We start from the raw sequence: 23,297 nt of genomic DNA, 5'->3' as shown, positions 1-23,297 counted from the left end.
ATTAACTTCGAAACTCGAATTTCTAACACAAAAATACCCTCTTGCCGATTGGCGAGAGGGTACAGTTCTCCTGCAAAGAGAGTAGATGGGCACACTTGACCCCATTTACTTAACCGTTACCTTCCCAGCCTCACGGGACTGATTTTAAAGGTCTTATATTCATTGATGTGATTATCTCATATAGATCTTTCTTATGTCAAACTAAATTTCGACGAAGTTCATCAAGGAGCCGTTTCATATCATTCGGCAGTTCTGCAGAGAATTCCATGTATTGTTCGGTGCGTGGATGAACGAACCCTAATGTTTCTGCATGTAATGCCTGTCCCTCGATCGGTAACGTTTTTTTCGGACCGTATTTTGGATCACCAGCCATTTGAAAGCCGATATAATCCATATGAACACGAATCTGGTGGGTTCTGCCCGTTTCAAGAATACATTCGATATACGTATACTTTGAAAACCGTTCAAGTACATTGAAATGCGTCACGGCATCCCGGCTGTTCTCATCTGTTACGGTCATTTTTTGCCGATCCCTTTTGTCCCTTCCAATCGGTGCATCGACAGTTCCTTTATTATGCGGGATCACCCCATGAACAATTGCTTTATATTTCCGTGTGGCCGTTTTTGCTTTCATTTGTTCACCTAAATGTTTGTGGGACTGATCATTTTTGGCAACGGCGAGAAGGCCAGTTGTATCCTTATCGATCCGATGGACAATACCTGGACGAAGGACGCCGTTTATGCCTGAAAGGTCTTTACAATGCGCCATTATCCCATTGACTAATGTTCCAGTCATATGACCTGGTGCGGGGTGAACGACCATGCCTCTTGGTTTATTCACAACGATTACATCGTTATCCTCATACACAATATCCAGGTCCATTTGTTCTGGTATCACTTCTAACGGTTCTGGTTCTGGAACATCAATGAGAATTTGATCACCAGCGATGCATTTATAATTCGTTTTTATTTCGGTCCCGTTAATGGTTATCCGCTTTTCTTTTATCCACTGTTGAATTTGCGTTCTGGAAATATCCTCTTGCAGGTTGGCAATGACTTTGTCTATCCGTTGGTGTTCATACTTGTCGGGAACTTTCATTTGAATCTGATTCATCTGATATCTCCTTTGATTCTTTACTTTCCATCATTAATGCGATTGCAATCATACTGACACCCACTACTAATGCTGAATCAGCAATGTTAAAAATCGGGAAATTATAAGCGCCAAAATAAAAATTGAGGAAGTCCACTACTTCCCCTCTAAGCATCCGATCGATAAAATTTCCGATGGCTCCGCCGAGTATAAGGCCAAGTGATGAACTTAAAAAGGGCTTTCCTTTTGCCTCAGTCTGCATATAGTATACGACTGCAATAAGGACGATGATCGTAACAATGAAGAACAACCACATCTGCCCCTGCAGGATGCCAAATGCAGCACCTCTATTCCGGTGTGAGGTTATATAAAAGAAATCCGATACGACGGTAATGGACTCAGTGATGTTCATTTTGGAAACGATGAACCATTTTGTAATTTGATCGATAATGACTACGATTAAAGCTATTATGTAATAACGCATGCCTTCCCCCACCTTTGTATATATCCGTTTGAATTTTAGCATATTAAAGCTATTTTCACAATAAACGGTGGTGAAATGAACGCTTAAAACACATACTTTAAAAGACAGGAGCCCAAAGCTTTCAGGTTTTATATTTTTTGTCCGGATAAACCCTTTGTATGGTTTGGGCTTGTCTTTGAATCAAGATGCTATTGATTATTTTCTTCTTCATCAATATTTTCTTGTTCATTCATGTATTGATCATATTGGACATTTCTCTGAAAATGAATGTTTTCATCCCCGGTATAACCATCAATGCCGGTTGAAACAAATTGCTCATATTCCTCAACATAGCCGACGCCATCCTGATTGTCGATTATGGATGAGTCCTCATAGGTCATACTGTTTTCATTAAAGGATGCTACTTCCTGATACGTATTCTGTTCATTATATTCGGTTTCATCGCTTCCTGTATAATATTCTTCCTCCATGGAAGTGAGGACCTCTTCCTCCACAGGACGATCATCCGAGATCTGTTGATTCGGTGATGCTTCTTTAGTCGTACGGGCTGTTGGTAAAGCCTCCAGCCGTTCAATCGGGATCTGTTTTCCGGTAACTTCACATGTTCCATATGTTCCTTTTTGCATTTGTTGCAGTGAATATTTGATATCTGAAAGCTCTTCTTCCAAGTGACCTTTCAAGGCGATATCCTTTTCCCGTTCGTAAAGCTCTGTACCCGAATCCGCAGGATGATTATCATATTGCGACAGTTCACCTGACGACATATCACTTGCGAATCCTCGCTCTAATCCAAACTGATCATTTTGTTCGAATTCTTGTTCAATTTCTTGTTTTCGTTTGAGTAGTTTTTGTTTTAGATGGTCGTAATTCATCTATTGTTTCCTCCAAAAGGTATGATACGTATAGTTTGACCAACTGCATGTGATTTACACAAGTTGCAAAAGAAAACTCCTGATTAAAAATCGATGAAAACAATCATCCCTATTTGTTGCTGTTTTCTATCTTAATGGAGGAAACGCCCCGTGAAAGTGGGACTTTCACGGGGCGTTCATCAAAAAAATTATGCGTAATGGTTTGTTACGATCGTTGCACAGCGTTCACAGACAGTAGGGTGGTTCGTATCGGCGCCGACAGTAGGTGTGACCGTCCAGCAACGGTCACACGTTTCCCCTTCTGCAGCCTTTGCGACGATTGCTACATGTTCAAATCGAACTGATTCTTCCGGAGCTTCTTCCATCGTGCCCGAAATTTTCACCTCAGAAACGATGAAGAACTTATCAAGGTCGTTTACGGTTTCAAGAAGTTCCTTCGTTTTCTCAGTTGGATACAGCTCAATTGAAGCTGCAAGTGATTTTCCAATCACTTTTTCATTTCGTGCATTCTCTAATGCTTTGAGCACCTCGTCACGGACATCCAGCATTTCATCCCATTTTTCAAGCAAATTTGAAGCATTCGGATAATCCGTTACTTCTGGCATCGATGTCAATTGTACGCTTTCTTCCTTCATGCCCGGAATGTACTCCCACACCTCATCAGCTGTATGAGCCAGAATCGGAGCTACAAGCTGCGTCAAGGCAACAACACTATCGTATAGGACTGTTTGCATCGAGCGACGCTTAAGATCATCCTCAGCTTCGATATAAAGTGTGTCCTTTGCAAGATCCAAGTAAAACGAACTTAATTCAATCGTACAGAAGTTGTGGATTGCATTATAAACCGTTGAGAATTGATAATCATCGTAAGCATCCTTCGCACGCTGCACCAGCTGATTCACTTTTACGAGCATGTATTGATCCAATTCATTCATGTCTTCATAATCAACACGATGCTTGGCAGGGTCAAACCCGTTCAAGTTTCCGAGCATGAATCGTAATGTGTTACGAACTTTCCGGTACACTTCAGATACTTGCTTTAAAATGTCATCGGATACTCTGACGTCGGCTTGATAGTCTACCGAAGATACCCAAAGTCGGATGATGTCGGCTCCGAGTTGTTTCATCACTTTGATCGGATCCATGACATTACCGATCGATTTACTCATTTTACGTCCTTCACCGTCAAGGGCAAAGCCGTGTGTGATAATTGTTTTATAAGGTGCTTTACCTGTAACAGCAACACTTGTGGATAAAGAAGAGTTGAACCATCCGCGATATTGGTCGGTTCCTTCAAGATAGACGTCAGCAGGTCGTACAAGCTCAGAGCGCTCTTCTAGAACACTTTGGTGGGAAGAGCCAGAATCAAACCAAACATCCATGATATCCGTCTCTTTTACAAACTCTCCATTCGGACTTTGCTCAGATGTAAACCCTTCAGGAAGGAGGTCCTTCGCGTCCCACTCATACCAGATGTTAGAGCCATGTTCACGGAATAGGTCAGAAACATGTTGGATCGTTTCCTCCGTAAGGATCGGCTCTCCATTTTCCGCGTAAAAAACAGGAATCGGAACACCCCATGCACGCTGTCTAGAAATACACCAATCCTCCCGATCCTTGACCATATTATGAAGTCGTGTTTCGCCCCATGATGGATACCATTTTACTTCTTTTACTTCATTTAGAATCTGCTCTCGAATTTGTTTAATCGAAGCAAACCATTGGTCTGTCACTCGGAAAATGATCGGCTTTTTCGTTCTCCAGTCATGCGGATAGGAGTGTGTGATGAACTCTAATTTTAAAAGAGCTCCAGCTTCTGTCAGTTTTTCCGTCACCGTCTTATTCGCTTTGTCATAAAACATCCCTTCAAAGCCAGGTGCCTCATCTGTCATGTGCCCTCTTTCATCAACAGGGCAAAGGATACCAAGGTCATATCGTTTTCCTACTCTGAAATCATCTTCCCCATGGCCTGGAGCGGTATGAACACAACCAGTACCAGAATCTGTAGTTACATGATCACTAAGCATGACGAGGGAATCCCGCTCATAAAACGGATGGCTAGCTACAACACGATCAAGATCAGAACCCTTCACTTTCTTAACAACTTTTGGCTCCTCCCATTCTAAAACTGAAGTAAGTTCCTCAAGGAGGTCTTCTGCTACTAGGTGTTTGTTCCCACTCGTTTCTACGACAACATACGTATAATCGGGGTGAACAGAAATCCCAAGGTTGGCTGGAATTGTCCAAGGGGTCGTTGTCCATATTACGATGGATACATCTTCATCAATGACTCCTTTTCCATCCTTCACAGGAAATGACACGTAAATAGAAGCTGAACGTTTATCTTGGTATTCGATTTCTGCTTCGGCAAAAGCAGATTCTGATGAAGGAGACCAATAAACGGGCTTTTTACCTTTGTAAATAAGCCCTTTATTTGCCATTTCGCCAAACACCTTGATTTGTTCGGCCTCATACTCTTTCGTCAAGGTGATGTATGGATTTTCCCAGTCACCACGAACTCCCAGTCGTTTGAACTGTTCCTTTTGCCTCTCAACTTGTTCTAGAGCATATTCAGCACACATTCTTCTGAACTCTGCTACAGTATGCTCTTTCCGATTGACCTTTTTTACTTTGGCGAGCGCGGTCTCGATTGGAAGACCGTGCGTATCCCAGCCAGGGACGTAAGGAGCATCAAATCCATTCATCGACTTATATCTGACGATTATATCCTTCAGGATCTTATTTTCAGCATGACCTATATGGATATCTCCATTTGCATAAGGAGGTCCATCATGAAGAATAAATTTCGGTAAGCCCTTCGCCTTTTCTTGAACCTTTTCGTAAATGTTTTTTTCATACCAGTTTTCCTGAATTTTCGGTTCCTTGTTCGGTAACCCGCCTCGCATCGGAAAATCTGTTTTCGGCATCAATAATGTCTCTTTATAATTCATGTTTTTCTCCTACCTTTCTCTTCATCCACCTAACTTGATATTACATCTATGCAACTTTTTCCAAATAAAATAACCTTCTCATTCCCAAATAGGGACGAGAAGGTTACCCGCGGTACCACCCTAATAGACACACATCATTATCTGCATATCCACTTGAATTCGTATCGAGAATGACTCGCCATAGCTTACCTGAGTTCCGTTCAGCATGGGACTCCGGGGTGATTTTCTGAATTATCGTCCATACCAGGCTTCCACCACCCCTGATTCGCTTGAAAAAACTGATAATACGTACTGTCCCCATCACAGTCTTTTATATTATTGTTCTAAAATTATACCGAATACAAAATAAGTTCGTCAAGTTATGTTCGCCTAGAATATTATTTTAGACAAATAAGAAACAAAAAAACATGTCTTAAAAACGTAATCGTTCAAAGTATTTGATCCCACTTAGGACTTTAACTCCTCCAAATGAAGACTCTGTTCATCATCGTCCTCAGAAGAAGGCTTCAATCCATCCCAATCTTCATTCTTTAACATTTCAAGCTGTGCCTCGATAAGCATTCGGAATCTTGTACGATAAACCGAAGATTGTTTTTTCAGTTCTTCAATATCGAGCATGATCCTTCTTGATTTCGATAACGCTTCATTAATTATACGGTCTGCATTTTTCTCAGCTTCTTTAACAATCAATCTTGCTTCTTTATTTGCATTCCGTTTAACTTCTTCACCAGTTTCTTGTGCTACAATAATTGATTTATTCAGCGTCTCTTCAATATTGGTAAAATAAGAAAGTTTTTCATCCAATTTAGAAAGTTTTTCATGAAGGTCTTTCTTTTCCCGTATAACAGCTTCATAATCCTTAATCACTTGATCGAGAAATTCATTTACTTCATCTTCATCGTATCCACGAAAACCGCGGTTAAACTCTTTGTTATGAATGTCTAATGGTGTTAAAGACATACTTACCACCCCCGTATCAATGTCTATTCTTATTTGTAATTTTCGACATTTTCGTCGTTTTTCCTGCATTCATTTAGATTTTTTTATTCCTAATACAATTCTCCATTTTTCTTTCTTCGTCTGTCCATCGATCTGTAAAAGTTTTGCACGACCTAGTCCTCGGACCGAAATTGTATCACCTTGTTGAAGTTCAACCGAGGTTTGTTCAATCAGCTTCCAGTTCAATTTAACTTTCTTCCCTTGTATGTATGGACCCACCTTTGATCTTGAGAGATGAAATGCCTCTGCTAGAATGGCATCAAGGCGTAATGAAGATACTGTACCACTTTGTTCATTCCATTGTTCGTCTGGAGTATGGAGTTCAGTTGAATCGATTTTTCGCAATTCAACTTTTACTTTTCCAACTGCGGTAAGATTCAATTCAACGTATTCAGAGATTTCCTTTGCGACGATTAGTTGAATCGTTTCCCCATTGACAAGAATATCTCCGAACTTTTCCCTTCTAAGACCTAAATTCATCAAAGCTCCTAAAACATCAGGATGTTGAACCGTAACAAATTTGTGTGGATATTCGAGCTGATAGCATTGAACATCATAATCTTCATAATCCGGTTCCAAAAAATTGGGGTACAGCACTCCTCTTGTACGTTCAATATTGTTGTATCCTTCCCAAAAGGAAAAGTGCACCTCTTCATTTTTTCCGATTACGGATTCTAGGATAAACCGTTCTCTAGGATCCAAGAAATCCGTTTTTTTAAGTGAATATTGATCAAGTACCATCCTGTGCCATTCAAGGATCTGGTCGACAAACGGTTGTTCCTCAGGTCTAAAATGCTGGTATAATTTCATTTTCTCACCTAAAATAGATCAAACAAATAACCTACACCACTCATTGCAAAACTCAGTGAAATGAAGGCTGCAATTGGTGATAAGTCAATCATCCCAAGTGGTGGAATGATTTTTCTAAATGGTGCAAGGAACGGCTCACAAATCGAAGAGAGGAACTGACCAAATGAAGACTCTCTTGCATTCGGTACCCAGGACAAGAAAATATAAATGATAAGCATCCATTGATAAGCTTGTAAGGCATATATAACGATAGTTTCAATCATTTCTCTATAACCACCCTTAATTGTCTATTCTTCTTCATTCATCTCGGAAATCATTCCGGAAACATCGACATTATCCGGCGTACATAAAAACGTATTCGGACCTAATTTTTGGATATCCCCGCCGATCGCATAAACGGTACCGCTCAGAAAATCCACAATACGTTTAGCCTGATCTAGAGGAATTCGTTGCAAATTCATAACGATTGCGCGCCTGTTCGTCAATTGGTCCGCGATTTCTTGGGCCTCTGAGTAAAGCCTTGGTTCTACCAACACAACTTTGACCTGTTTCTGGACACTTTGCAGGCTTACGATGTTTTGACTTTTTTGATCCTTCCGATAACGTGTCATCGAGTGTAAATCTTCTTCACTTGAGGAGTCAATTTCGTATTGTTCCTCATCAATCTCGTCATCGAGTGCGAAAAAATGCTTTAACCTTGATTTGATTCCCATCGAAGGACAACCTCCTTACATTTCTTTACCAACTAAAGAAGTCCCGATCCGAATATACGATGCGCCTTCTTCAACGGCAATTGAATAATCATTTGACATGCCCATCGATAGCTCAGTACATGGTGCATGAATATGTCTGAGGGCTTGTACTTCTTTTTGTAACTGTTTAAGGTCCCTGAATATTTGACGTAGTCGGTTTTCATTATCAATATGAGGTGCCATCGTCATTAGCCCGACGACTTGAATCCGATCATATTGCGAGATCTTTTGAATAAAAGGTACAACTTCTTCAGGTTGTAGACCATGTTTAGAAACCTCACCCGAAACATTCACTTGGACAAAACATTTGGTTATTCCTGTTGCTCGCTTCTGAATTTCCTTCGCCAACGAAATTCTGTCTAACGCATGGAGGTAATCAATCTCATTGATAATATCTTTGACTTTTCTTGATTGAAGAGTACCAATAAAGTGCCAGATGGCATCCTCTGAGATTTCATTTTTCTTATGTAAAAATCCTTCATCCCGATTTTCACCGAGATGCTTTATCCCTGCTGATATCGCTTTTCTAGCTGTATCCACACTCACATATTTCGTTACAGCAATAATGGTGACGTCATCAGGATTGCGACCAGACATTTTACAAGCATCCTTTATATTCCTGCGAATATGCTCCAGATTTTCCTGAATTCTCAAATCGTGACGTCCCCCTCTCCTTTATGATTAGCGATGAAGGCAAGCATTCTACCTGTCTTCCCGTTTTCTTTACGATGGGAGAAGAAATTATCAACTTGACAGCTTGTACATCGTGATGAAACTTGAATCTTCTCTGACAAAACACCTGCTTTTATCAAGATCAGCTTGTTTAATTGTTGAAGGTTCAACTGATACGTGCCATTTTGATTGATTGTATAAGGAAGTGGATCACCTGGGTGTAAAACCTCGTTCACTTTTGAAATGACACGATCATCCACTTCATAGCAGCAGGCTTGGATGGAAGGTCCTATGACTACTTCAATATCTTCAACCCTCATCTTTTCATCTACAACCCACATGTTTACCATCTTGCTGCCAATCTGACTTACTGTTCCTTTCCAGCCCGCATGAGCAATACCAATGAGAGACGTTTGCTTTGTTGAGAAAAACAAGGGTACACAATCCGCAAATGCAGCGGCGAGTACAAGCTTTGATTCTCTCGTATAAAAACCATCTACTCCCATAATACCCGTTTCGCATGACTTTGAACCCTTACCACAATCACGTGCAGTTACTTTATGGATTGTAGCTGCATGGACCTGCTCACCAAATACCCATCGACTCAAAGGGATGCCCACTTCTTTTGCAAGTCGATGGCGATTTTCGACTACATCTTCTGTACAATCACCGACGTGTAATCCTAAATTCAGCGCATGATAGGGGGAAGAACTCACTCCACCATGTCTAGTCGAAATTCCCGCAGCAGTTGAAGTTCCACTGTTATTACTAGTAAAAGGCGAAATTTTAAAATGATATTCACTTGCACGTACGAATAATTCCTTCAAAAATATCCTCTCCATAACGTGTGTAACGATAGTTGTCGAAGGCTTACGTAGTTGTTTTTATTTTATCACAAGTTGTTGAATAGTTGGAAGTTTGCTCGTGTGTTTTCAATTCTTTGTTGAATTATGATACCCAGGTGGAGTCAAATGTCCTTCTACTTGTTCTTCAAACCTGACAAGAATGACGTCTTTTCCGATTTTTACGATATCTCTCCAAGGAACGACAATATCATTTTCTTTCCTCATAAAGCCCATCATTCTTCCCGCACCCGGAATGATGATCGCATCGATTTTACCGGTGCTGAGGTTAATCTCTAAATCCGCTATATGTCCAAGTTTTCGTCCATTCGAAACGTTTACTACATCTTTAATTTGAAATTCGGATATTTTAATCATGTGCCCTATCCCGCCTTTCTGTGTTACTAAAATATATATGTTGAAACAGCCTAAAATGAACAATAAATTAGTCCCGATAATTTTCAAGAAAATAGCGAAAAGAGGCTAACTCACACGGGAGTTAGCCTCTTTTTTGAAAATTCGCTACAAAAGCAGTGTTTTCAACTGCTTTGGATACTTTTATTCATTTGATTGATCGCTGCTTTTTCGAGTCTGGATACTTGTGCTTGAGAAATGCCGATTTCATCTGCTACTTCCATTTGTGTTTTCCCTTGAAAGAACCTCATCGTAAGGATCATTTTTTCACGTTGGTTAAGTCGAGTCATCGCTTCACGTAAAGCAATTTCTTCAATCCATTGATAATCCTTATTTTTATCATCACTAATTTGATCCATCACATAAATCGGTTCTCCGCCATCATTATAAATCGGCTCGAATAATGAAACTGGATCTTGTATTGCATCAAGTGCAAAAACCACTTCTTCTTTTGTCACTCCAAGCTCACGTGCAATTTCCTGAGGGTTCGGCTCCCTGGACTCTTTACTTACGATTTTATCCCGTACCTGAAGCGCTTTGTACGCAATATCACGTAATGAACGAGAAACACGGATTGGATTGTTGTCTCGTAAATACCTGCGTATCTCCCCGATAATCATCGGTACCGCATACGTTGAAAATTTAACATTCTGCCCTAGATCAAAGTTGTCGATCGATTTCATCAATCCGATACACCCAACTTGAAAAAGGTCATCTACATACTCGCCTCGGTTATTAAAACGCTGAATGACACTTAAAACAAGTCTTAAGTTCCCATTGACGAGTTTTTCTCTTGCGGTCAAATCACCACTTTGCATTTGAGCGAATAACACTCTCATTTCAGTGTTTTTTAAAACTGGAAGCTTAGATGTATCAACGCCACAAATTTCTACCTTATTTCGTGTCATATCTTCCCCTCCAATTGGGAGTTACTGTCAAAATAAAGTATCTCCTTGGAAGGAAAATTTATGCACGAGGAAGAAAAATGTCGAATTCGGATTTTACATCATTTTGTTAAATTCCTTTTGGAGCCGCTTAATGATTCTTTTTTCTAGCCTTGAAATATAGGATTGAGAAATACCGAGTAAATCGGCAACATCTTTTTGTGTTCTCTCCTCACCGCCCGATAATCCGAAGCGTAGCTCCATAATTTGTTTTTCACGCGGTGATAAGGTGTATAGGGCTTTAACGAGTAGCTTCCGGTCAACATTCGCTTCAATATCACGTGTAATGATGTCATCGTCTGTCCCAAGCACATCAGATAAGAGAAGTTCATTTCCATCCCAGTCTACATTCAACGGTTCATCAAACGAAACTTCTGATCGTGTTTTGTTGTTCCTTCTTAAATACATTAAGATCTCATTCTCAATACATCGCGATGCGTAGGTAGCTAACTTGATTTTCTTTTCAGGATTAAATGTGTTCACGGCTTTTATTAAGCCGATCGTTCCGATACTAATTAGATCTTCAATATTGATTCCGGTGTTTTCAAATTTACGTGCGATGTAAACGACAAGCCGCAAATTCCGCTCAATCAGCATCGCACGTGCAGCTTTGTCCCCTTTTGGAAGCTTTTTAAGTAAATGGGCTTCCTCATCCTTACTGAGAGGTGAAGGTAACGCTTCATTACCCCCTATGTAGTATATTTCCTCTGCCTTCACACCCAGCTTAATTAATAATTTATACCAAAATAGCGTTAATCGGAGCTTCAAATTCCCCATTCGTTATCCTCCCTCGGCGTTTTTTATACTTGAATAAGTAATTGAAAGCTTCTTTTTTAACTACATAAATCAAGAAGCACTGGATGTCACCTTTGCATTCAATAGCATCTTAGGGTGAAGAATTGCGTTATAATCCCTCTCACCAGAAATGTTCGTCAAGGACAATCCAACTATAACGTTTTTCGTTTCATGTTTGACATCATTCTCCCAAATATAGACATGATCAGCTTTAATACCGGCTAGAAATTGGTTGCTGCTACCTACTACACGGTACGGAATCAGCCGCAAACGATCGATCCATGAGTTCTCATCATCTTCAGTTTGACCGATTTGATCAAGGTTAGCTGCAAGGTCTATAACCGCTTTCGGTAATTGATCCTTAAATTCTGTCGTATCTAAAATCATGACAGGATGTTTAGAAATGGGATCATGAAGTTGATTACCACTATCCATTAATCCTGTACCTTTAAGCATCACCGTGTCTATTTTTACTTCAAAGGTCATATTCTGTTCATAATGAAGCTTCCTGACTTCCAGATGTCCCACTCTTCTTTTTGTAAAAATAATCATTACTGGAAACATGATGACAACAAACAACCAGCTAATCGGATCGCCTAAACCACTAGACTTCGTTTGTATCACGCCATTGATCACTTGTGCATCACTTTGTAAGAAATAGTGTATTCCTAGTAAACCTCCTCCTGTAATGAAAGTAGTGAAATAAAACATGAATAACCCTTGTACAAAAGATGCAAACCTCTTGTAACCGAACGTGATAAAAATAATGAATGCCGAGTAAATCAGTTTTACAACTGGATGATACACGACTCCCGTATCTGCAAATAAAAAAAACACATACAGTGAACCTGCCAATGCACCTACGAACAACCGTTTTTTAGAAGTGTTGCGTTTCAAAATCAAAGCTGTTAACCAAAGTAACAAAAAATCAATACACAGATTCAGAAACCAAATGACATCCAAATAAATTGTCATTGGCCGCTCCTTTCATGCTGGAACTGTGCACTTAGTATATCGTATGAGCATCGAGGAAGTCTGTCGGATTATGTGCTTAACATCGTGTTAATTTTGTGAGATTTATGGAGGTTTTGTCGGTGGATTTTTACCTAAAAAATGGGTAAACGGTGAATTTTCTTCTCTTGATTTTTTCTCGAACCTAGTGTAGAAGGAATTCGCACGATCGATTGGACTAATAAAACGATGAAAAACCTGATTACTCTTGATTTTTGAGATGCATTTTGGGAGATTTAATAGCATTCACCTCTACCAAAAACGATATTTCAATCACGAATTTGATTTATCCGACCACGAATCGAAATATATCGACCACCAATAGTAGATAAGACCTCAAACTATGTGGCCTGCCAAAAAATCTATACTTTCCTAATCCACACAAAAAAATCGACTCAGCTGAGTCGATTTTTTCGTATTATCGTTTGCGGTTACGATTCCGGAGAAATGCTGGAATATCTAGTGTATCGTTGTAATCGGATTGCTGTGAGGGTTTTGGTGAACGATTACTTTCCTGTGTTCTAGGCTCCTCACGAGAATATTTCTGTGGACTAGGTTGTTGATTCTGTACGTTGTTCATTGATTGCTTCGGACGTTGTTGTTGCGGTTTCGAATGTCCTTGCGAATCATCAAACCCAGTTGCAATAACCGTTACTAGGATCTCGTCTTTCAACTCTTCGTTTATGACAGAACCGAAAATCATATTTACGTCTTCGTCGGAAGCGGACGAAACGATATCTGCTGCTTCGTTTACTTCGTAGAGGCTCAAGTTAGATCCTCCGGTAATGTTCATGAGAACACCCTTCGCTCCATCGATTGAAGTTTCTAAAAGTGGACTCGATATCGCTTTTTTAGCAGCTTCTGTAGCCCGATTTTCTCCAGTTGCTACACCAATACCCATGAGTGCTGAGCCCTTTGAAGTCATAATCGTTTTTACATCAGCAAAGTCAAGGTTGATTAGCCCCGGTACAGCAATTAAATCCGAGATTCCTTGTACACCCTGGCGAAGTACATTATCTGCTTCTCTGAATGCTTCGAGCATCGGTGTATTCTTATCTACAATTTCTAATAGTCGATCATTTGGTATGACGATGAGTGTGTCGACCTTTTCCTTAAGCATTTCAATACCACCCACTGCGTGAGTAGAACGCTTTCGACCTTCAAATGTGAATGGACGTGTAACGACACCAACCGTTAATGCGCCGATGTCCTTTGCAATTTCTGCAATGACTGGTGCGGCACCTGTACCGGTTCCGCCACCCATACCTGCAGTAACAAATACCATATCTGCGCCCTGTAGTGCTTCTTCGATTTGTTCTTTACTTTCTTCTGCTGCCTTTTTTCCGATGTCCGGATTTGCACCCGCACCTAATCCTCGTGTCAATTTTGAGCCGATTTGCATTTTCACTTCTGCTCTTGATAGGTTAAGAGCCTGAGCATCTGTGTTTACAGCAATGAACTCGACACCTTGGACGTTGTTTTCAATCATTCGGTTGACAGCGTTACTACCTCCACCGCCTACACCGATCACTTTAATTTTTGCGAGTCCATCCATATTCATATCAAAATCTAGCATATGTGATCCTCCTAATCTATGGTTTCCAGTATTAAGGGTTTATTCAAAGAACGTTCCAAACCAATCTTTCATTCGGTTTTTCACACCGGGTTTGTTCATTTCTTTTTCTACCCGTTGTTCTGTGTTGCGGCGATTTTTTACAGTCTGTTCTTCAAGTTGTTCCTCTGAAATTGAAGCCGCTACTTCTTTACCCTGCACCTTTACATTTTTATAGGTGAACTGGATCAGCCCCACACCTGTCGTATATTGTGCTTCCCGAACACCGATATAGTCTGGCATCGAGACCCGTACGTTCTGATCAAGGATTTCCCGTGCCAGTTCCAAAACACCAGGCATTGTAACAACACCGCCAGTCAATACAAAGCCTCCAGGAAGTTCGTGGTATCCATTCCGACTCAATTCCTCTAAAATCAGTTCAAAGATCTCTGCCATCCTTGGTTCGATAATATGAGACAATTCATACTGATTAAATTCCTGTTCATCCGATGATCCGATACGTGCTACGTTAAAAAATTCTTCTTCCGATGCCATGTCGATAAAAGCATGTCCATGCTTTTGTTTCACACCCTCAGCATCTTCTGTCGTAGTGCGGAGTCCAATGGAGATATCCTTTGTAACAAAATCCCCACCGATCGGAAGTACTTTTGTAAACTGAATTGATCCTTGATCAAAGACGGTTAATGTGGTTGAACCCGCTCCCATATCTACGAGAGCAACCCCAAGATTCCGTTCGTCTTTATTCAGTGCCACAGCTCCTGCTGAAAGTGGTTGCAAACAAATGTCTGCCACTTGTAATCCTGCTCGCTCTACACATCTGAGCACATTATGTAATACCGTTTTTGACCCAGTAATCAAAATCCCTTCCATTTCGAGTCGGACACCGATCATACCCCTTGGATCATTGATTTCGCCAAGACCATCTACGATGAACTCTCTAGGTATGACATCGATAATCTCTCTTTCTGGAGGAATCGACATCACTTGTGCGGCGTCAATAACGCGTTTAATATCCTCATCACGTATTTCGCGATCCTCACTCGAAACTGCCACAACACCGTGACACGGCTGAAGTTGGACATGATTACCAGTGATTCCGACGATCACAGAATTAATTTGAAGCCCTACCATTCTTTCGGCTTGTTCTACAGCTTTTTTAATAGAACGAACAGTTTCATCAATATCAACAATTGAACCTTTTTTTATTCCTTCAGATTTAGCATTTCCAACTCCAATGACATTAAAGTTTTCATCAGACATTTCTCCGATGATCACTTTAATATTGGATGTACCGATGTCTAAGCTAATAAATATCTCGCTGCTGTTCATTCTTTGGCACCTCCTTCAAAATATCAACTACTGGTCGATTTCATTATTGTAATTACTAATACATTTAATACTTGAAACTTCTTAGTTTTGTGATTTAAGGAAAGTATTCAACACTAAGCAAGCATTCCCTTTATTTTTCAAAAGATTTTTCCACTAATTCTTCTCATTTTGCTGTATTTTCGTAGGTTTCGTAAGGAGTAGTCTTCGAATGAGAGCAATATTGTTGAATAAACGTACTCCAAACGCGAAAATTGCTGCTAAATATAAGTCTACACCAAGATGTACACCTAGAAAAGCCAAACTTGCAGCAAGGATGATATTAAAGAAAAAACCTGTGACGAAAACTTTATCATCAAACGATTTTTGTAGTTGGGCACGTATTCCACCGAAGAGAGTATCAAGTGCAGCTAATACAGCGATCGATAAGTAATTCGAATATTCCTCTGGTATGCGTAAATCAGACATGAAACCGAGAAGGAGGCCAATCAACAATCCTAGCACAGGAAGCCACATGTTACGCACCCTCCTTCTGCTGCATATATTTTACACGGATTTGATGTTCAAAAGCAGGTAAAGTAATAATGTCTTTTAGTGCAGATTCGAGCCGCAGTCCTTCACGGGCAAAGTCTTCACCTGATTGAGAGGTAAGCATTTCAGCATGTAAATCCTTTGCATCCATCGAAATTACCTTCACCTCGATCGGTAATTCAGAAAGAGGCTCATCGTTTATGTACGTTTTCCCGTTTACTTCACGGATCGGAGAGGTATTGATTATTCTCTCTCCATCGATTGAGATTTCTTGCGCTCCATACGTATTCAATTCATTGATCAAACGTCTGATAAGTTCGGGTTGAATCTTAATTGCCGGTTGTCCGATTAAAGCTTCGTCATTTAATAAGGGTTCGATGGTCAAGATGATTCCTTGTCCGCTTACCTCTGTAATGCCCGCTTCTTTTTTCAATTCTTTCAATGTTTTTTCCAATGTTTCAATTTGTCCCTGTTTATCGGTCCCTGTATACTCATCGACAAGTCTTTCATATTTATAAATTTCACTGTTCAATTCTTGCTGGACTTTCTTTACTTTTTCCAGATCCTTACGAAGCTCCCATATATCCCTCGTATCACGAGCTTTCGGTTCATGGATCGTGTAAAATTGTATCGCGAGCATGAAGCCAATGATCACTGTAATCCCAAAAAAAACTAAACTTCTTCGCATCGGTCTATCTATCATCCTTCCCGTTCAATAAACGGAGGCATTTCAATTGATGACTCCTTTTCCAAGCGAACTTCCACCCCGTCATTTACAAGTTGATCTGTAATATTTTCTGTCAGGTTCAGTGAATTCCAGAAAACATCTGGATCACCTATCGCAGAGATTACAAAAGGCGCTGGGTGTTTAACACCATCAACGTTTATTACCGGACCAACACAGTTGATGTTGGTTTTATGAGAGATCCGCTGCCCATTGATCGCAACCGCCTCCGCACCTGTTACGTAAAGCTCATGAATCACCATACGTACGTGCGCTTCATGGACAATATAGTCGTTCGGATCCTGTGAATCTGGTATATAAGAACTGTCTTCTAGAGTTACGACAATCCCTTTTCCCTTAACAGGTATTTGTCCGACAACTTTTCTAAGTTTTTTTACTTCCTCAACCAAATTGTAACTTTGCTTTTCCTGCTTTGCGATTTTTTCTTCTTTTTCATTTACAACCTGGTGTTTTTCTTGAAGTTGTTCCAATAGCTCTCTATTTTCTTTTTGGATGGACAGGATCCGGGATCTTAGTTGGTCTTCCCTCTTCCATTCGCCATTAGTCGGGACACGTTCTTCTTGTTTTGTAAATTGATAAGAAAAGGAGAGCATAAAACCGGTTATGAGCAAAATGAGCGAGTAGATGACATGCTTTCCTCTAATCTTCATTCTCCACTTTCCCTTCTTCCTTTACAAACGGGTTGAAATAGACGGATTCAGTTAAATGGATGACCCCTTTTTCATCGGATTCTAGCGCCTGTACAATAGCTGGGTAATGCTTCATATGATCCGCAAATCCTGAAATCCTTGTCTCGACTTCATAACCGTCGTTCATAAAAAGAGTAATCCGTTTTGAATCATTTTCCTTAGGTTCAAAATGGATTTCTGAAATTCTGATTCGAATACTTTCTTGTAATTTCTTCAATTCAGACGCCATTGCCTGCAATGCTTCATTTTTGTTCCAATCAATCAAAACAGGGGCATTACTCGGCACTGTTCCATCAGAAATAGCTGGCATCGTTTCCCCGTTTTGCAGTAATGGCAAATATGTTCCTTCCCGTTCAACAAAGGCTACCTTTACATATTCTGTCACTTCAATCATGACTGTACTTGGAAACTGTCTATCTACTTTTACCTGATCCACCTGTATAAGTTCTTCAACATTCTTTTTTACAGCTTTCGTCTCTACCAACCAAAAATTCGTGTCTTCTTTTATATTACTTTTCTCGATAATCTGCTCTTCGGTAACAAGCTGATTCCCTTTAATTTCAATTGTCTGCACATGGCTTAATGGTGATTGAAAATAAATGATCACCAATATTAATAAAAAGAAAAATGAAATATAAAAGATCATTCTCCTATTTGCCTTTTGCTTCCGTTGCTCTTTTAATTTCGGAATACGATCTTCAAGTGTCGTTACCTTTTTATTTTCCATAAGGTTGCCTCCAGTTGATGAGGGCTGATCTATTCAATAAAACATCAAAAATCATGTAACAAAGCGGTAAAACGGCATATGTTAGATATGCCGTTTTACACGATAAAGTCACACGTTTGTACACATCTATTCAATTCGTATTATAGCACATTAAATTGCCACTTTAATCCATCATTCGTATCTTATTCATATTTTTTTCTACAGGATAGGTTTTTCTGATCTTTTGTAGATATGAAAGTACAAAACCAATCATTTCTTTCCGAACAGGGCGATAGTGAAAACCGTTTATGAACGGCCGATCAGTTCAACCTCTGTCTCCATTTCAACATTGTGTTCCTGCCGGATTGTCATCTTAACAAGCTCAATAAGATCCAAGACATCCTTTGCCTTTGCATCTCCAACGTTTACGATGAAGTTGGCATGCATATCCGAAATTTGAGCTCCTCCGATCGTGCGACCCTTCAACCTAGCTGATTCAATTAGCTGACCGGCATGATTGGGGAGAGGATTTCGAAATACACTTCCACAGCATGGGTGGTTCCATGGCTGAGTTAATTTGCGATAATCTTTATTTTTCTGCATCAGATTCACAATCTTTTCTCGATCGCCATGGTCCAATTGTAAAACGGCTTCCAAACATATACCCGGCTTTCGTTGGAGGATCGAGGTCCTGTATGAAAAATCCAGCTCCTCTTTCGACAACCACCTCATCGTACCGTCCTCAAACAAAATATGGGCTTTCGTAAGGATGGCAGCAATATCTGAACCATGAGCACCGGCATTCATATAGACAGCTCCACCAACAGATCCGGGAATACCACTTGCGAATTCAAGTCCCGACATCCCTTTTCTACTCATAATCGTGGATAATTTGATAATTGGATAGCCGCCACCAACCAGAATTTCATCTTCTTCCTCTTCAAGATGATCCAGACCTGTTCCGAGTTTAATGACTGCCCCTTCGATCCCATCGTCTGAAACGAGCAGATTTGAACCTCTGCCGATTGCACGCCATGGGACATTGTTGTCCATTACAATTTCAATCGTTTTCCTAATTCCTTCAATAGAGGATGGTTCTATTAATATATCAGCGGGTCCGCCAATTTTAAGTGTCGTATGTTTTGACATGTACTCGTTTTCTAATACGGTACCTACGTTTGCCTGTTTCAGGCGTTTCACTAATTCTTTCACTTTCATCCACCACCTAATCAGCTCTTCAATATACTATGCAGTTTTCTTGTCCACAGATAAAGCTATCCTATTTCAAACGAAAACGTTTATAAACGCGAAAAAGAAAGCTTGGCAGTGTTTGCCAAGCGTGTTAAACAATATGTTCGTACCTTTCAGTCTAATAGAATCAATGACAATTGTCTACTGTCAGTAACGAGCATACCTGCTAATGTTTAAAAGAACACCGAGTGCCAATAACATTAATGTCAGGGAGGACCCACCATAGCTTAAAAACGGTAATGTGATCCCAGTGACAGGCATAAGTCCAGTTACAACACCTATATTGATCATAACTTGTATCGAGATCATTCCTATAATTCCGACTGCAAGTAAACTACCGAATAAATCAGGTGCACCGAGTGCGATTCGGATTCCTCTCCATAATAAAAGTCCAAACAGCAGTAACACGAGAGATCCACCTATAAACCCTAATTCCTCAGCTAAAATGGCAAAAATAAAATCGGTCTGAGGTTCTGGTAGATACCCGTATTTTTGTCTGCTCTGTCCGAGACCAAGCCCTAATAGTCCACCTGGTCCTATCGCATAAAGTGATTGGATGATTTGGAATCCACTTTCTAGTGGATCCTTCCACGGGTCGAGAAAGGAAGTGATACGTTTTATTCGATATGGTGCTGAAATAATCAATGCTACAAACCCGAGTAGTCCAATTACGCCCAACCCAACAAAATGACTGATTCTGGCCCCTGCTACATAAATCATCACAACACACGTTCCAACAAGAACAGCACCTGTCCCAAGATCTGGCTGCAGCATAATCATTCCAAATGCAAACAAAACGACTCCCAATGATGGAGCAAGACCCTTTTTAAAAGATGTAATCTTTTTCTGATTGACAGATAAGTACTTTGCAAGAAAAGCGATCATGGCTAGCTTTGTAAATTCCGATGGTTGGATGGAAAAAGACCCGACTCCGATCCAGCTTCTTGCACCACCTCGAACTAAACCGATTCCGGGAATAAGTACAGCAATTAAAAGGACAATACATAAAATCAAAAGGATTTTTGACCATGTTCCCCACGTCCAGTAATCGATCTGCATAATAAAAAACATAGCAACAATCCCAAGGGTAGCAAATAGAAGCTGCCGTTTCGCAAAGAAAAATTCATCACCGAAATTGATCTCTGCCGATTGAGCACTCGCACTATAAACGGCAATCAATCCAATTGCCAGCAACGTCAACGTAATGACTACCAATACGAAATCTGGTGTTTTTTTAGCTTTAGGCAATAGAGACACCTCGAATCTACCGGGTTTAGTACCGAACGATACTTGCACATAAGCTACTAGTTGTATCGAGGAAGCCGCCTCGAAGGATAAACTCGTAGCAGGTACACATTTGCTCATTAGCTACGAGTTTCACTGGGAATGCATATATAGGAGCACAACTTGTAGACGCACGTGCAAGGACCTCTTCTGATACTTTTTGTACAACCTCTCTATTACCTAAGTTTATGCACAGCCTCGATAAACATGTCCCCTCTTTCCTCAAAAGAAGGATACTGATCCCAGCTGGCACATGCAGGAGATAGTAATACTACATCCCCAGCATGAGCATGTTGATAGGCAACAGGAACGGCCTTTTCAACATTATCGACCTGTTGGATCACCTTTATTCCTGCTTCTTTTGCAATTCGAATAAGTTTTGGAGCTGTTTCACCGAATGTTATCAATACCTTTACATTCCCGATGTATTGGATTAGCTCATCAAATTCATTGCCGCGATCAAGACCACCGGCTAACAGAATGATTGGGTCAGCAAAAGCACTGACAGCTTTTTGAGTTGCAAGGATGTTCGTTGCTTTTGAATCGTTGTAAAATTTTACACCATTAACCGTCTCGATATATTGCAATCGGTGTTTGACACCACTAAAAGTCTTCAATACACTTTCAATTTGTTCATTGGTCGCTTCAGCTAATTTCGCTGCAGCAATAGAGGCAAGAATATTTTCAAGACTGTGTTTCCCTGGCAAAAGAATATCCTCAACCAAAATGATCTGTTCCCCCTGAAACATGACATATCCATCCCGAATGTATGCGCCATCCATTACCTCTTTTTTTGTGTTGAATGGGATTTTTTTACTCTTTACTGCTTTTACTAACGATCTGACCTCATCATCATCATCGTTGTAAACACAATAATCCTCAGATGTTTGGTTCAGAAAAATCCTTGCTTTGGCTTGGCCATAGTCTTTGCGGGTTCCGTGGTAATCAAGGTGAGCATCAAACAGGTTTAGAAGCACTGCAATATGCGGTTGGAAGGACTCGATTCCCATCAACTGGAAGCTGGAAAGTTCTGCAACGATGATATCCTCATTCGTCGTTTGATCTGCAACCTCACTTAGAACCGTTCCGATGTTCCCTGCAACAACTGGATTTTTGCCACTATTTTCTAGCATCATCCCGATAAGGGTTGTTGTTGTCGTTTTTCCATTGGAACCTGTAATCCCGATAATGTCAGCTTCCGTCAAATAGCTAGCCAGTTCAACTTCGGTATATACAGGAATCCCTTTTGCAACAGCTGCCTCAATCAATGGATTCGTGTACGGGATACCAGGATTTTTCACAATAAAGTCGAACGGCTTGTCTAACAGACTAAGTGGATGTTCACCACAAATAACTTCAATCCCTAATTCATGAAGTTCTTTTGCTTCAGGGTTCTTATCAAAATCTTTCATATCATTCACAACAACATATGCACCATGCTTGCTCAAAAGCTTTGCCGCCGCATATCCGCTCTTGGCAAGACCTATGACTAGAACATGCTTTTGTGAAAGCTCGTTTTTACGATCCAAATCAAATCAACACCTCAATATAAATTCCTAAACCTGCCAGCAATATGCCAACAACCCAAAAGGTTACAACAATTCTCCATTCGCTCCAGCCTGATAATTCATAATGATGATGCAGAGGGCTCATTTTGAAAACACGCCTTCCGGTCGATTTAAATGAAATGACTTGTATCATGACCGATAACGTCTCCATAACAAAAACGCCGCCGATTACTACGAGCAGAAGTTCCATTTTAGTCAGAATTGCAACTGCTGCAATTGCACCCCCAAGAGCAAGTGAACCTGTATCTCCCATAAATACTTTAGCAGGGTGAGCATTAAAAACGAGAAACCCTAGTAATGATCCGACAACCGCGATACAGAACAACGCAATGTCCAACTCAAGACTAGTGCTAGCTAAAACAGCAAACGCTCCAAAAGCGATTGCTGCAGTCCCTGCAAGTAATCCATCGAGCCCATCTGTCAGATTGACTGCATTTGAAGCCCCGACGAGCATTACGATGATCAGGAGAACATAAAACCATCCTAGTTCAATGCTCATGTCTGTTCCCGGTACTGAAAGCGTTGTGGAAATTCCAGCTTGTTTCATACCAAAATAGAAAATGATTGCAATAATAAGCTGGCCTAGCAGTTTTTGTTTACTTGTCAAGCCGAGATTACGTTTCATTACCACTTTAATGAAGTCGTCAATAAAGCCGATGATTCCATAGCCGAGTGTGACAAACAATAGCATCGCCGTCTCAATTGTAAACAGGTTGAAATACATGGATAAAATGAGTGTCGTTGCGATCAGCGCAGAGATGATCACAATCCCTCCCATTGTTGGTGTACCCGATTTCTTTTGATGTGATTTTGGCCCTTCTTCTCGTATGCTTTGACCGAATTTTAGACGTTTTAAAAATGGAATGAATATCGGTGAAAGGACGACAGCAACAAAAAATGAAGCCAGAAGGGTGATCAATAATGCATTTTCCATACCTTCTATACCCCTCCTAGTTTAGTATCGTTAAATAGATGATTGATAACC

General features: G+C 40.4%; 24 protein-coding genes and 1 other annotated feature. All 24 genes read right to left on the bottom strand.

Annotated features, from left to right (window positions below):
- Positions 1–196: 196 nt before the first annotated feature.
- Positions 197–1,114 carry an RluA family pseudouridine synthase gene (locus MOJ78_RS09480; protein ID WP_304980942.1) on the bottom strand — a complete coding sequence of 306 codons (918 nt, stop codon included), beginning with the start codon at positions 1,112–1,114 and terminating at the stop codon, positions 197–199.
- Positions 1,077–1,577 carry a signal peptidase II gene (gene lspA, locus MOJ78_RS09475; RefSeq protein WP_304980941.1) on the bottom strand — a complete coding sequence of 167 codons (501 nt, stop codon included), beginning with the start codon at positions 1,575–1,577 and terminating at the stop codon, positions 1,077–1,079. Before lspA ends, MOJ78_RS09480 begins: the two co-directional genes overlap by 38 nt.
- Positions 1,578–1,765: 188 nt before the next feature.
- Positions 1,766–2,449 (bottom strand): TraR/DksA C4-type zinc finger protein, encoded by a 684-nt coding sequence (locus MOJ78_RS09470; protein WP_304980940.1) that lies wholly within the window; start codon positions 2,447–2,449, stop codon positions 1,766–1,768.
- 188 nt (positions 2,450–2,637) lie between these two features.
- Entirely contained in the window at positions 2,638–5,400 is a 2,763-nt protein-coding gene (gene ileS, locus MOJ78_RS09465; protein ID WP_304980939.1) for an isoleucine--tRNA ligase, read from the bottom strand.
- Positions 5,401–5,487: 87 nt separating this feature from the next.
- Positions 5,488–5,713 (bottom strand) — a binding site (T-box leader).
- A gap of 134 nt (positions 5,714–5,847) precedes the next feature.
- Entirely contained in the window at positions 5,848–6,360 is a 513-nt protein-coding gene (locus tag MOJ78_RS09460) for a DivIVA domain-containing protein (protein ID WP_304980938.1), read from the bottom strand.
- Positions 6,361–6,429: 69 nt separating this feature from the next.
- A complete protein-coding gene (locus MOJ78_RS09455) occupies positions 6,430–7,209 on the bottom strand; it encodes a YlmH family RNA-binding protein (RefSeq protein WP_304980937.1) in 780 nt (259 codons plus the stop codon).
- Positions 7,210–7,217: 8 nt separating this feature from the next.
- Positions 7,218–7,472 carry a YggT family protein gene (locus MOJ78_RS09450; RefSeq protein ID WP_304980936.1) on the bottom strand — a complete coding sequence of 85 codons (255 nt, stop codon included), beginning with the start codon at positions 7,470–7,472 and terminating at the stop codon, positions 7,218–7,220.
- 24 nt (positions 7,473–7,496) lie between these two features.
- Positions 7,497–7,922, bottom strand: a complete 426-nt coding sequence (locus MOJ78_RS09445) for a cell division protein SepF (RefSeq protein ID WP_304980935.1) — start codon at positions 7,920–7,922, stop codon at positions 7,497–7,499.
- 15 nt (positions 7,923–7,937) lie between these two features.
- Positions 7,938–8,615 (bottom strand): YggS family pyridoxal phosphate-dependent enzyme, encoded by a 678-nt coding sequence (locus tag MOJ78_RS09440; protein ID WP_304980934.1) that lies wholly within the window; start codon positions 8,613–8,615, stop codon positions 7,938–7,940.
- Positions 8,612–9,460, bottom strand: coding sequence for a peptidoglycan editing factor PgeF (pgeF, locus tag MOJ78_RS09435; protein ID WP_304980933.1), 849 nt, complete (start codon positions 9,458–9,460; stop codon positions 8,612–8,614). Before pgeF ends, MOJ78_RS09440 begins: the two co-directional genes overlap by 4 nt.
- 105 nt (positions 9,461–9,565) lie before the next feature.
- Positions 9,566–9,853, bottom strand: a complete 288-nt coding sequence (locus MOJ78_RS09430) for a YlmC/YmxH family sporulation protein (protein WP_304980932.1) — start codon at positions 9,851–9,853, stop codon at positions 9,566–9,568.
- Positions 9,854–10,014: 161 nt separating this feature from the next.
- Positions 10,015–10,797: an RNA polymerase sporulation sigma factor SigG gene (gene sigG / locus MOJ78_RS09425; protein WP_304980931.1), complete on the bottom strand. Its 783-nt coding sequence runs from the start codon at positions 10,795–10,797 to the stop codon at positions 10,015–10,017.
- 93 nt (positions 10,798–10,890) lie between these two features.
- A complete protein-coding gene (gene sigE, locus MOJ78_RS09420) occupies positions 10,891–11,610 on the bottom strand; it encodes an RNA polymerase sporulation sigma factor SigE (protein WP_304980930.1) in 720 nt (239 codons plus the stop codon).
- 69 nt (positions 11,611–11,679) lie between these two features.
- Entirely contained in the window at positions 11,680–12,603 is a 924-nt protein-coding gene (gene spoIIGA, locus MOJ78_RS09415) for a sigma-E processing peptidase SpoIIGA (RefSeq protein ID WP_304980929.1), read from the bottom strand.
- Between the two features lie 454 nt (positions 12,604–13,057).
- Positions 13,058–14,215: a cell division protein FtsZ gene (gene ftsZ, locus MOJ78_RS09410; RefSeq protein WP_304980928.1), complete on the bottom strand. Its 1,158-nt coding sequence runs from the start codon at positions 14,213–14,215 to the stop codon at positions 13,058–13,060.
- A 39-nt stretch (positions 14,216–14,254) separates the two neighbouring features.
- Positions 14,255–15,541: a cell division protein FtsA gene (gene ftsA, locus MOJ78_RS09405; protein ID WP_304980927.1), complete on the bottom strand. Its 1,287-nt coding sequence runs from the start codon at positions 15,539–15,541 to the stop codon at positions 14,255–14,257.
- Positions 15,542–15,694: 153 nt separating this feature from the next.
- The gene (locus tag MOJ78_RS09400; RefSeq protein ID WP_304980926.1) at positions 15,695–16,054 is read right to left on the bottom strand and encodes a small basic family protein; all 360 of its coding nucleotides are present in this window, start codon (positions 16,052–16,054) and stop codon (positions 15,695–15,697) included.
- Position 16,055: 1 nt separating this feature from the next.
- Positions 16,056–16,757: a DUF881 domain-containing protein gene (locus tag MOJ78_RS09395; RefSeq protein WP_304980925.1), complete on the bottom strand. Its 702-nt coding sequence runs from the start codon at positions 16,755–16,757 to the stop codon at positions 16,056–16,058.
- 11 nt (positions 16,758–16,768) lie between these two features.
- Positions 16,769–17,464 (bottom strand): DUF881 domain-containing protein, encoded by a 696-nt coding sequence (locus MOJ78_RS09390; protein WP_304980924.1) that lies wholly within the window; start codon positions 17,462–17,464, stop codon positions 16,769–16,771.
- Positions 17,454–18,230, bottom strand: a complete 777-nt coding sequence (locus MOJ78_RS09385) for a cell division protein FtsQ/DivIB (RefSeq protein WP_304980923.1) — start codon at positions 18,228–18,230, stop codon at positions 17,454–17,456. The genes MOJ78_RS09390 and MOJ78_RS09385 overlap by 11 nt, the downstream gene beginning before the upstream one ends.
- A 285-nt stretch (positions 18,231–18,515) precedes the next feature.
- Positions 18,516–19,421 (bottom strand): UDP-N-acetylmuramate dehydrogenase, encoded by a 906-nt coding sequence (gene murB, locus MOJ78_RS09380; RefSeq protein WP_304980922.1) that lies wholly within the window; start codon positions 19,419–19,421, stop codon positions 18,516–18,518.
- 186 nt (positions 19,422–19,607) lie between these two features.
- Entirely contained in the window at positions 19,608–20,708 is a 1,101-nt protein-coding gene (spoVE, locus tag MOJ78_RS09375; RefSeq protein ID WP_304980921.1) for a stage V sporulation protein E, read from the bottom strand.
- Positions 20,709–20,920: 212 nt separating this feature from the next.
- Entirely contained in the window at positions 20,921–22,273 is a 1,353-nt protein-coding gene (gene murD, locus MOJ78_RS09370) for a UDP-N-acetylmuramoyl-L-alanine--D-glutamate ligase (protein WP_304980920.1), read from the bottom strand.
- Between the two features lies 1 nt (position 22,274).
- Positions 22,275–23,246, bottom strand: coding sequence for a phospho-N-acetylmuramoyl-pentapeptide-transferase (gene mraY / locus MOJ78_RS09365; protein ID WP_304980919.1), 972 nt, complete (start codon positions 23,244–23,246; stop codon positions 22,275–22,277).
- Between the last annotated feature and the right edge of the window lie 51 nt (positions 23,247–23,297).

This window comes from Alkalihalobacillus sp. AL-G (assembly GCF_030643805.1).
Classification (GTDB): domain Bacteria; phylum Bacillota; class Bacilli; order Bacillales; family Fictibacillaceae; genus Pseudalkalibacillus.
The sequence above is the reverse complement of the archived record's forward strand: the minus strand, read 5'-3'. Positions and strand labels throughout refer to the sequence as shown.

Bases quoted from the DNA above. Each gene is read 5' to 3' on its own strand.
- sigG (WP_304980931.1), bottom strand. From the start codon at position 10,797: ATGACACGAAATAAGGTAGAAATTTGTGGCGTTGATACATCTAAGCTT.
- MOJ78_RS09430 (WP_304980932.1), bottom strand. From the start codon at position 9,853: ATGATTAAAATATCCGAATTTCAAATTAAAGATGTAGTAAACGTTTCG.
- lspA (WP_304980941.1), bottom strand. From the start codon at position 1,577: ATGCGTTATTACATAATAGCTTTAATCGTAGTCATTATCGATCAAATT.
- MOJ78_RS09480 (WP_304980942.1), bottom strand. From the start codon at position 1,114: ATGAATCAGATTCAAATGAAAGTTCCCGACAAGTATGAACACCAACGG.
- MOJ78_RS09385 (WP_304980923.1), bottom strand. From the start codon at position 18,230: ATGGAAAATAAAAAGGTAACGACACTTGAAGATCGTATTCCGAAATTA.
- mraY (WP_304980919.1), bottom strand. From the start codon at position 23,246: ATGGAAAATGCATTATTGATCACCCTTCTGGCTTCATTTTTTGTTGCT.
- ileS (WP_304980939.1), bottom strand. From the start codon at position 5,400: ATGAATTATAAAGAGACATTATTGATGCCGAAAACAGATTTTCCGATG.
- MOJ78_RS09450 (WP_304980936.1), bottom strand. From the start codon at position 7,472: ATGATTGAAACTATCGTTATATATGCCTTACAAGCTTATCAATGGATG.
- MOJ78_RS09400 (WP_304980926.1), bottom strand. From the start codon at position 16,054: ATGTGGCTTCCTGTGCTAGGATTGTTGATTGGCCTCCTTCTCGGTTTC.
- ftsA (WP_304980927.1), bottom strand. From the start codon at position 15,541: ATGAACAGCAGCGAGATATTTATTAGCTTAGACATCGGTACATCCAAT.
- MOJ78_RS09395 (WP_304980925.1), bottom strand. From the start codon at position 16,757: ATGCGAAGAAGTTTAGTTTTTTTTGGGATTACAGTGATCATTGGCTTC.
- MOJ78_RS09390 (WP_304980924.1), bottom strand. From the start codon at position 17,464: ATGAAGATTAGAGGAAAGCATGTCATCTACTCGCTCATTTTGCTCATA.
- MOJ78_RS09445 (WP_304980935.1), bottom strand. From the start codon at position 7,922: ATGGGAATCAAATCAAGGTTAAAGCATTTTTTCGCACTCGATGACGAG.
- MOJ78_RS09460 (WP_304980938.1), bottom strand. From the start codon at position 6,360: ATGTCTTTAACACCATTAGACATTCATAACAAAGAGTTTAACCGCGGT.
- MOJ78_RS09455 (WP_304980937.1), bottom strand. From the start codon at position 7,209: ATGAAATTATACCAGCATTTTAGACCTGAGGAACAACCGTTTGTCGAC.
- sigE (WP_304980930.1), bottom strand. From the start codon at position 11,610: ATGGGGAATTTGAAGCTCCGATTAACGCTATTTTGGTATAAATTATTA.
- MOJ78_RS09470 (WP_304980940.1), bottom strand. From the start codon at position 2,449: ATGAATTACGACCATCTAAAACAAAAACTACTCAAACGAAAACAAGAA.
- spoIIGA (WP_304980929.1), bottom strand. From the start codon at position 12,603: ATGACAATTTATTTGGATGTCATTTGGTTTCTGAATCTGTGTATTGAT.
- ftsZ (WP_304980928.1), bottom strand. From the start codon at position 14,215: ATGCTAGATTTTGATATGAATATGGATGGACTCGCAAAAATTAAAGTG.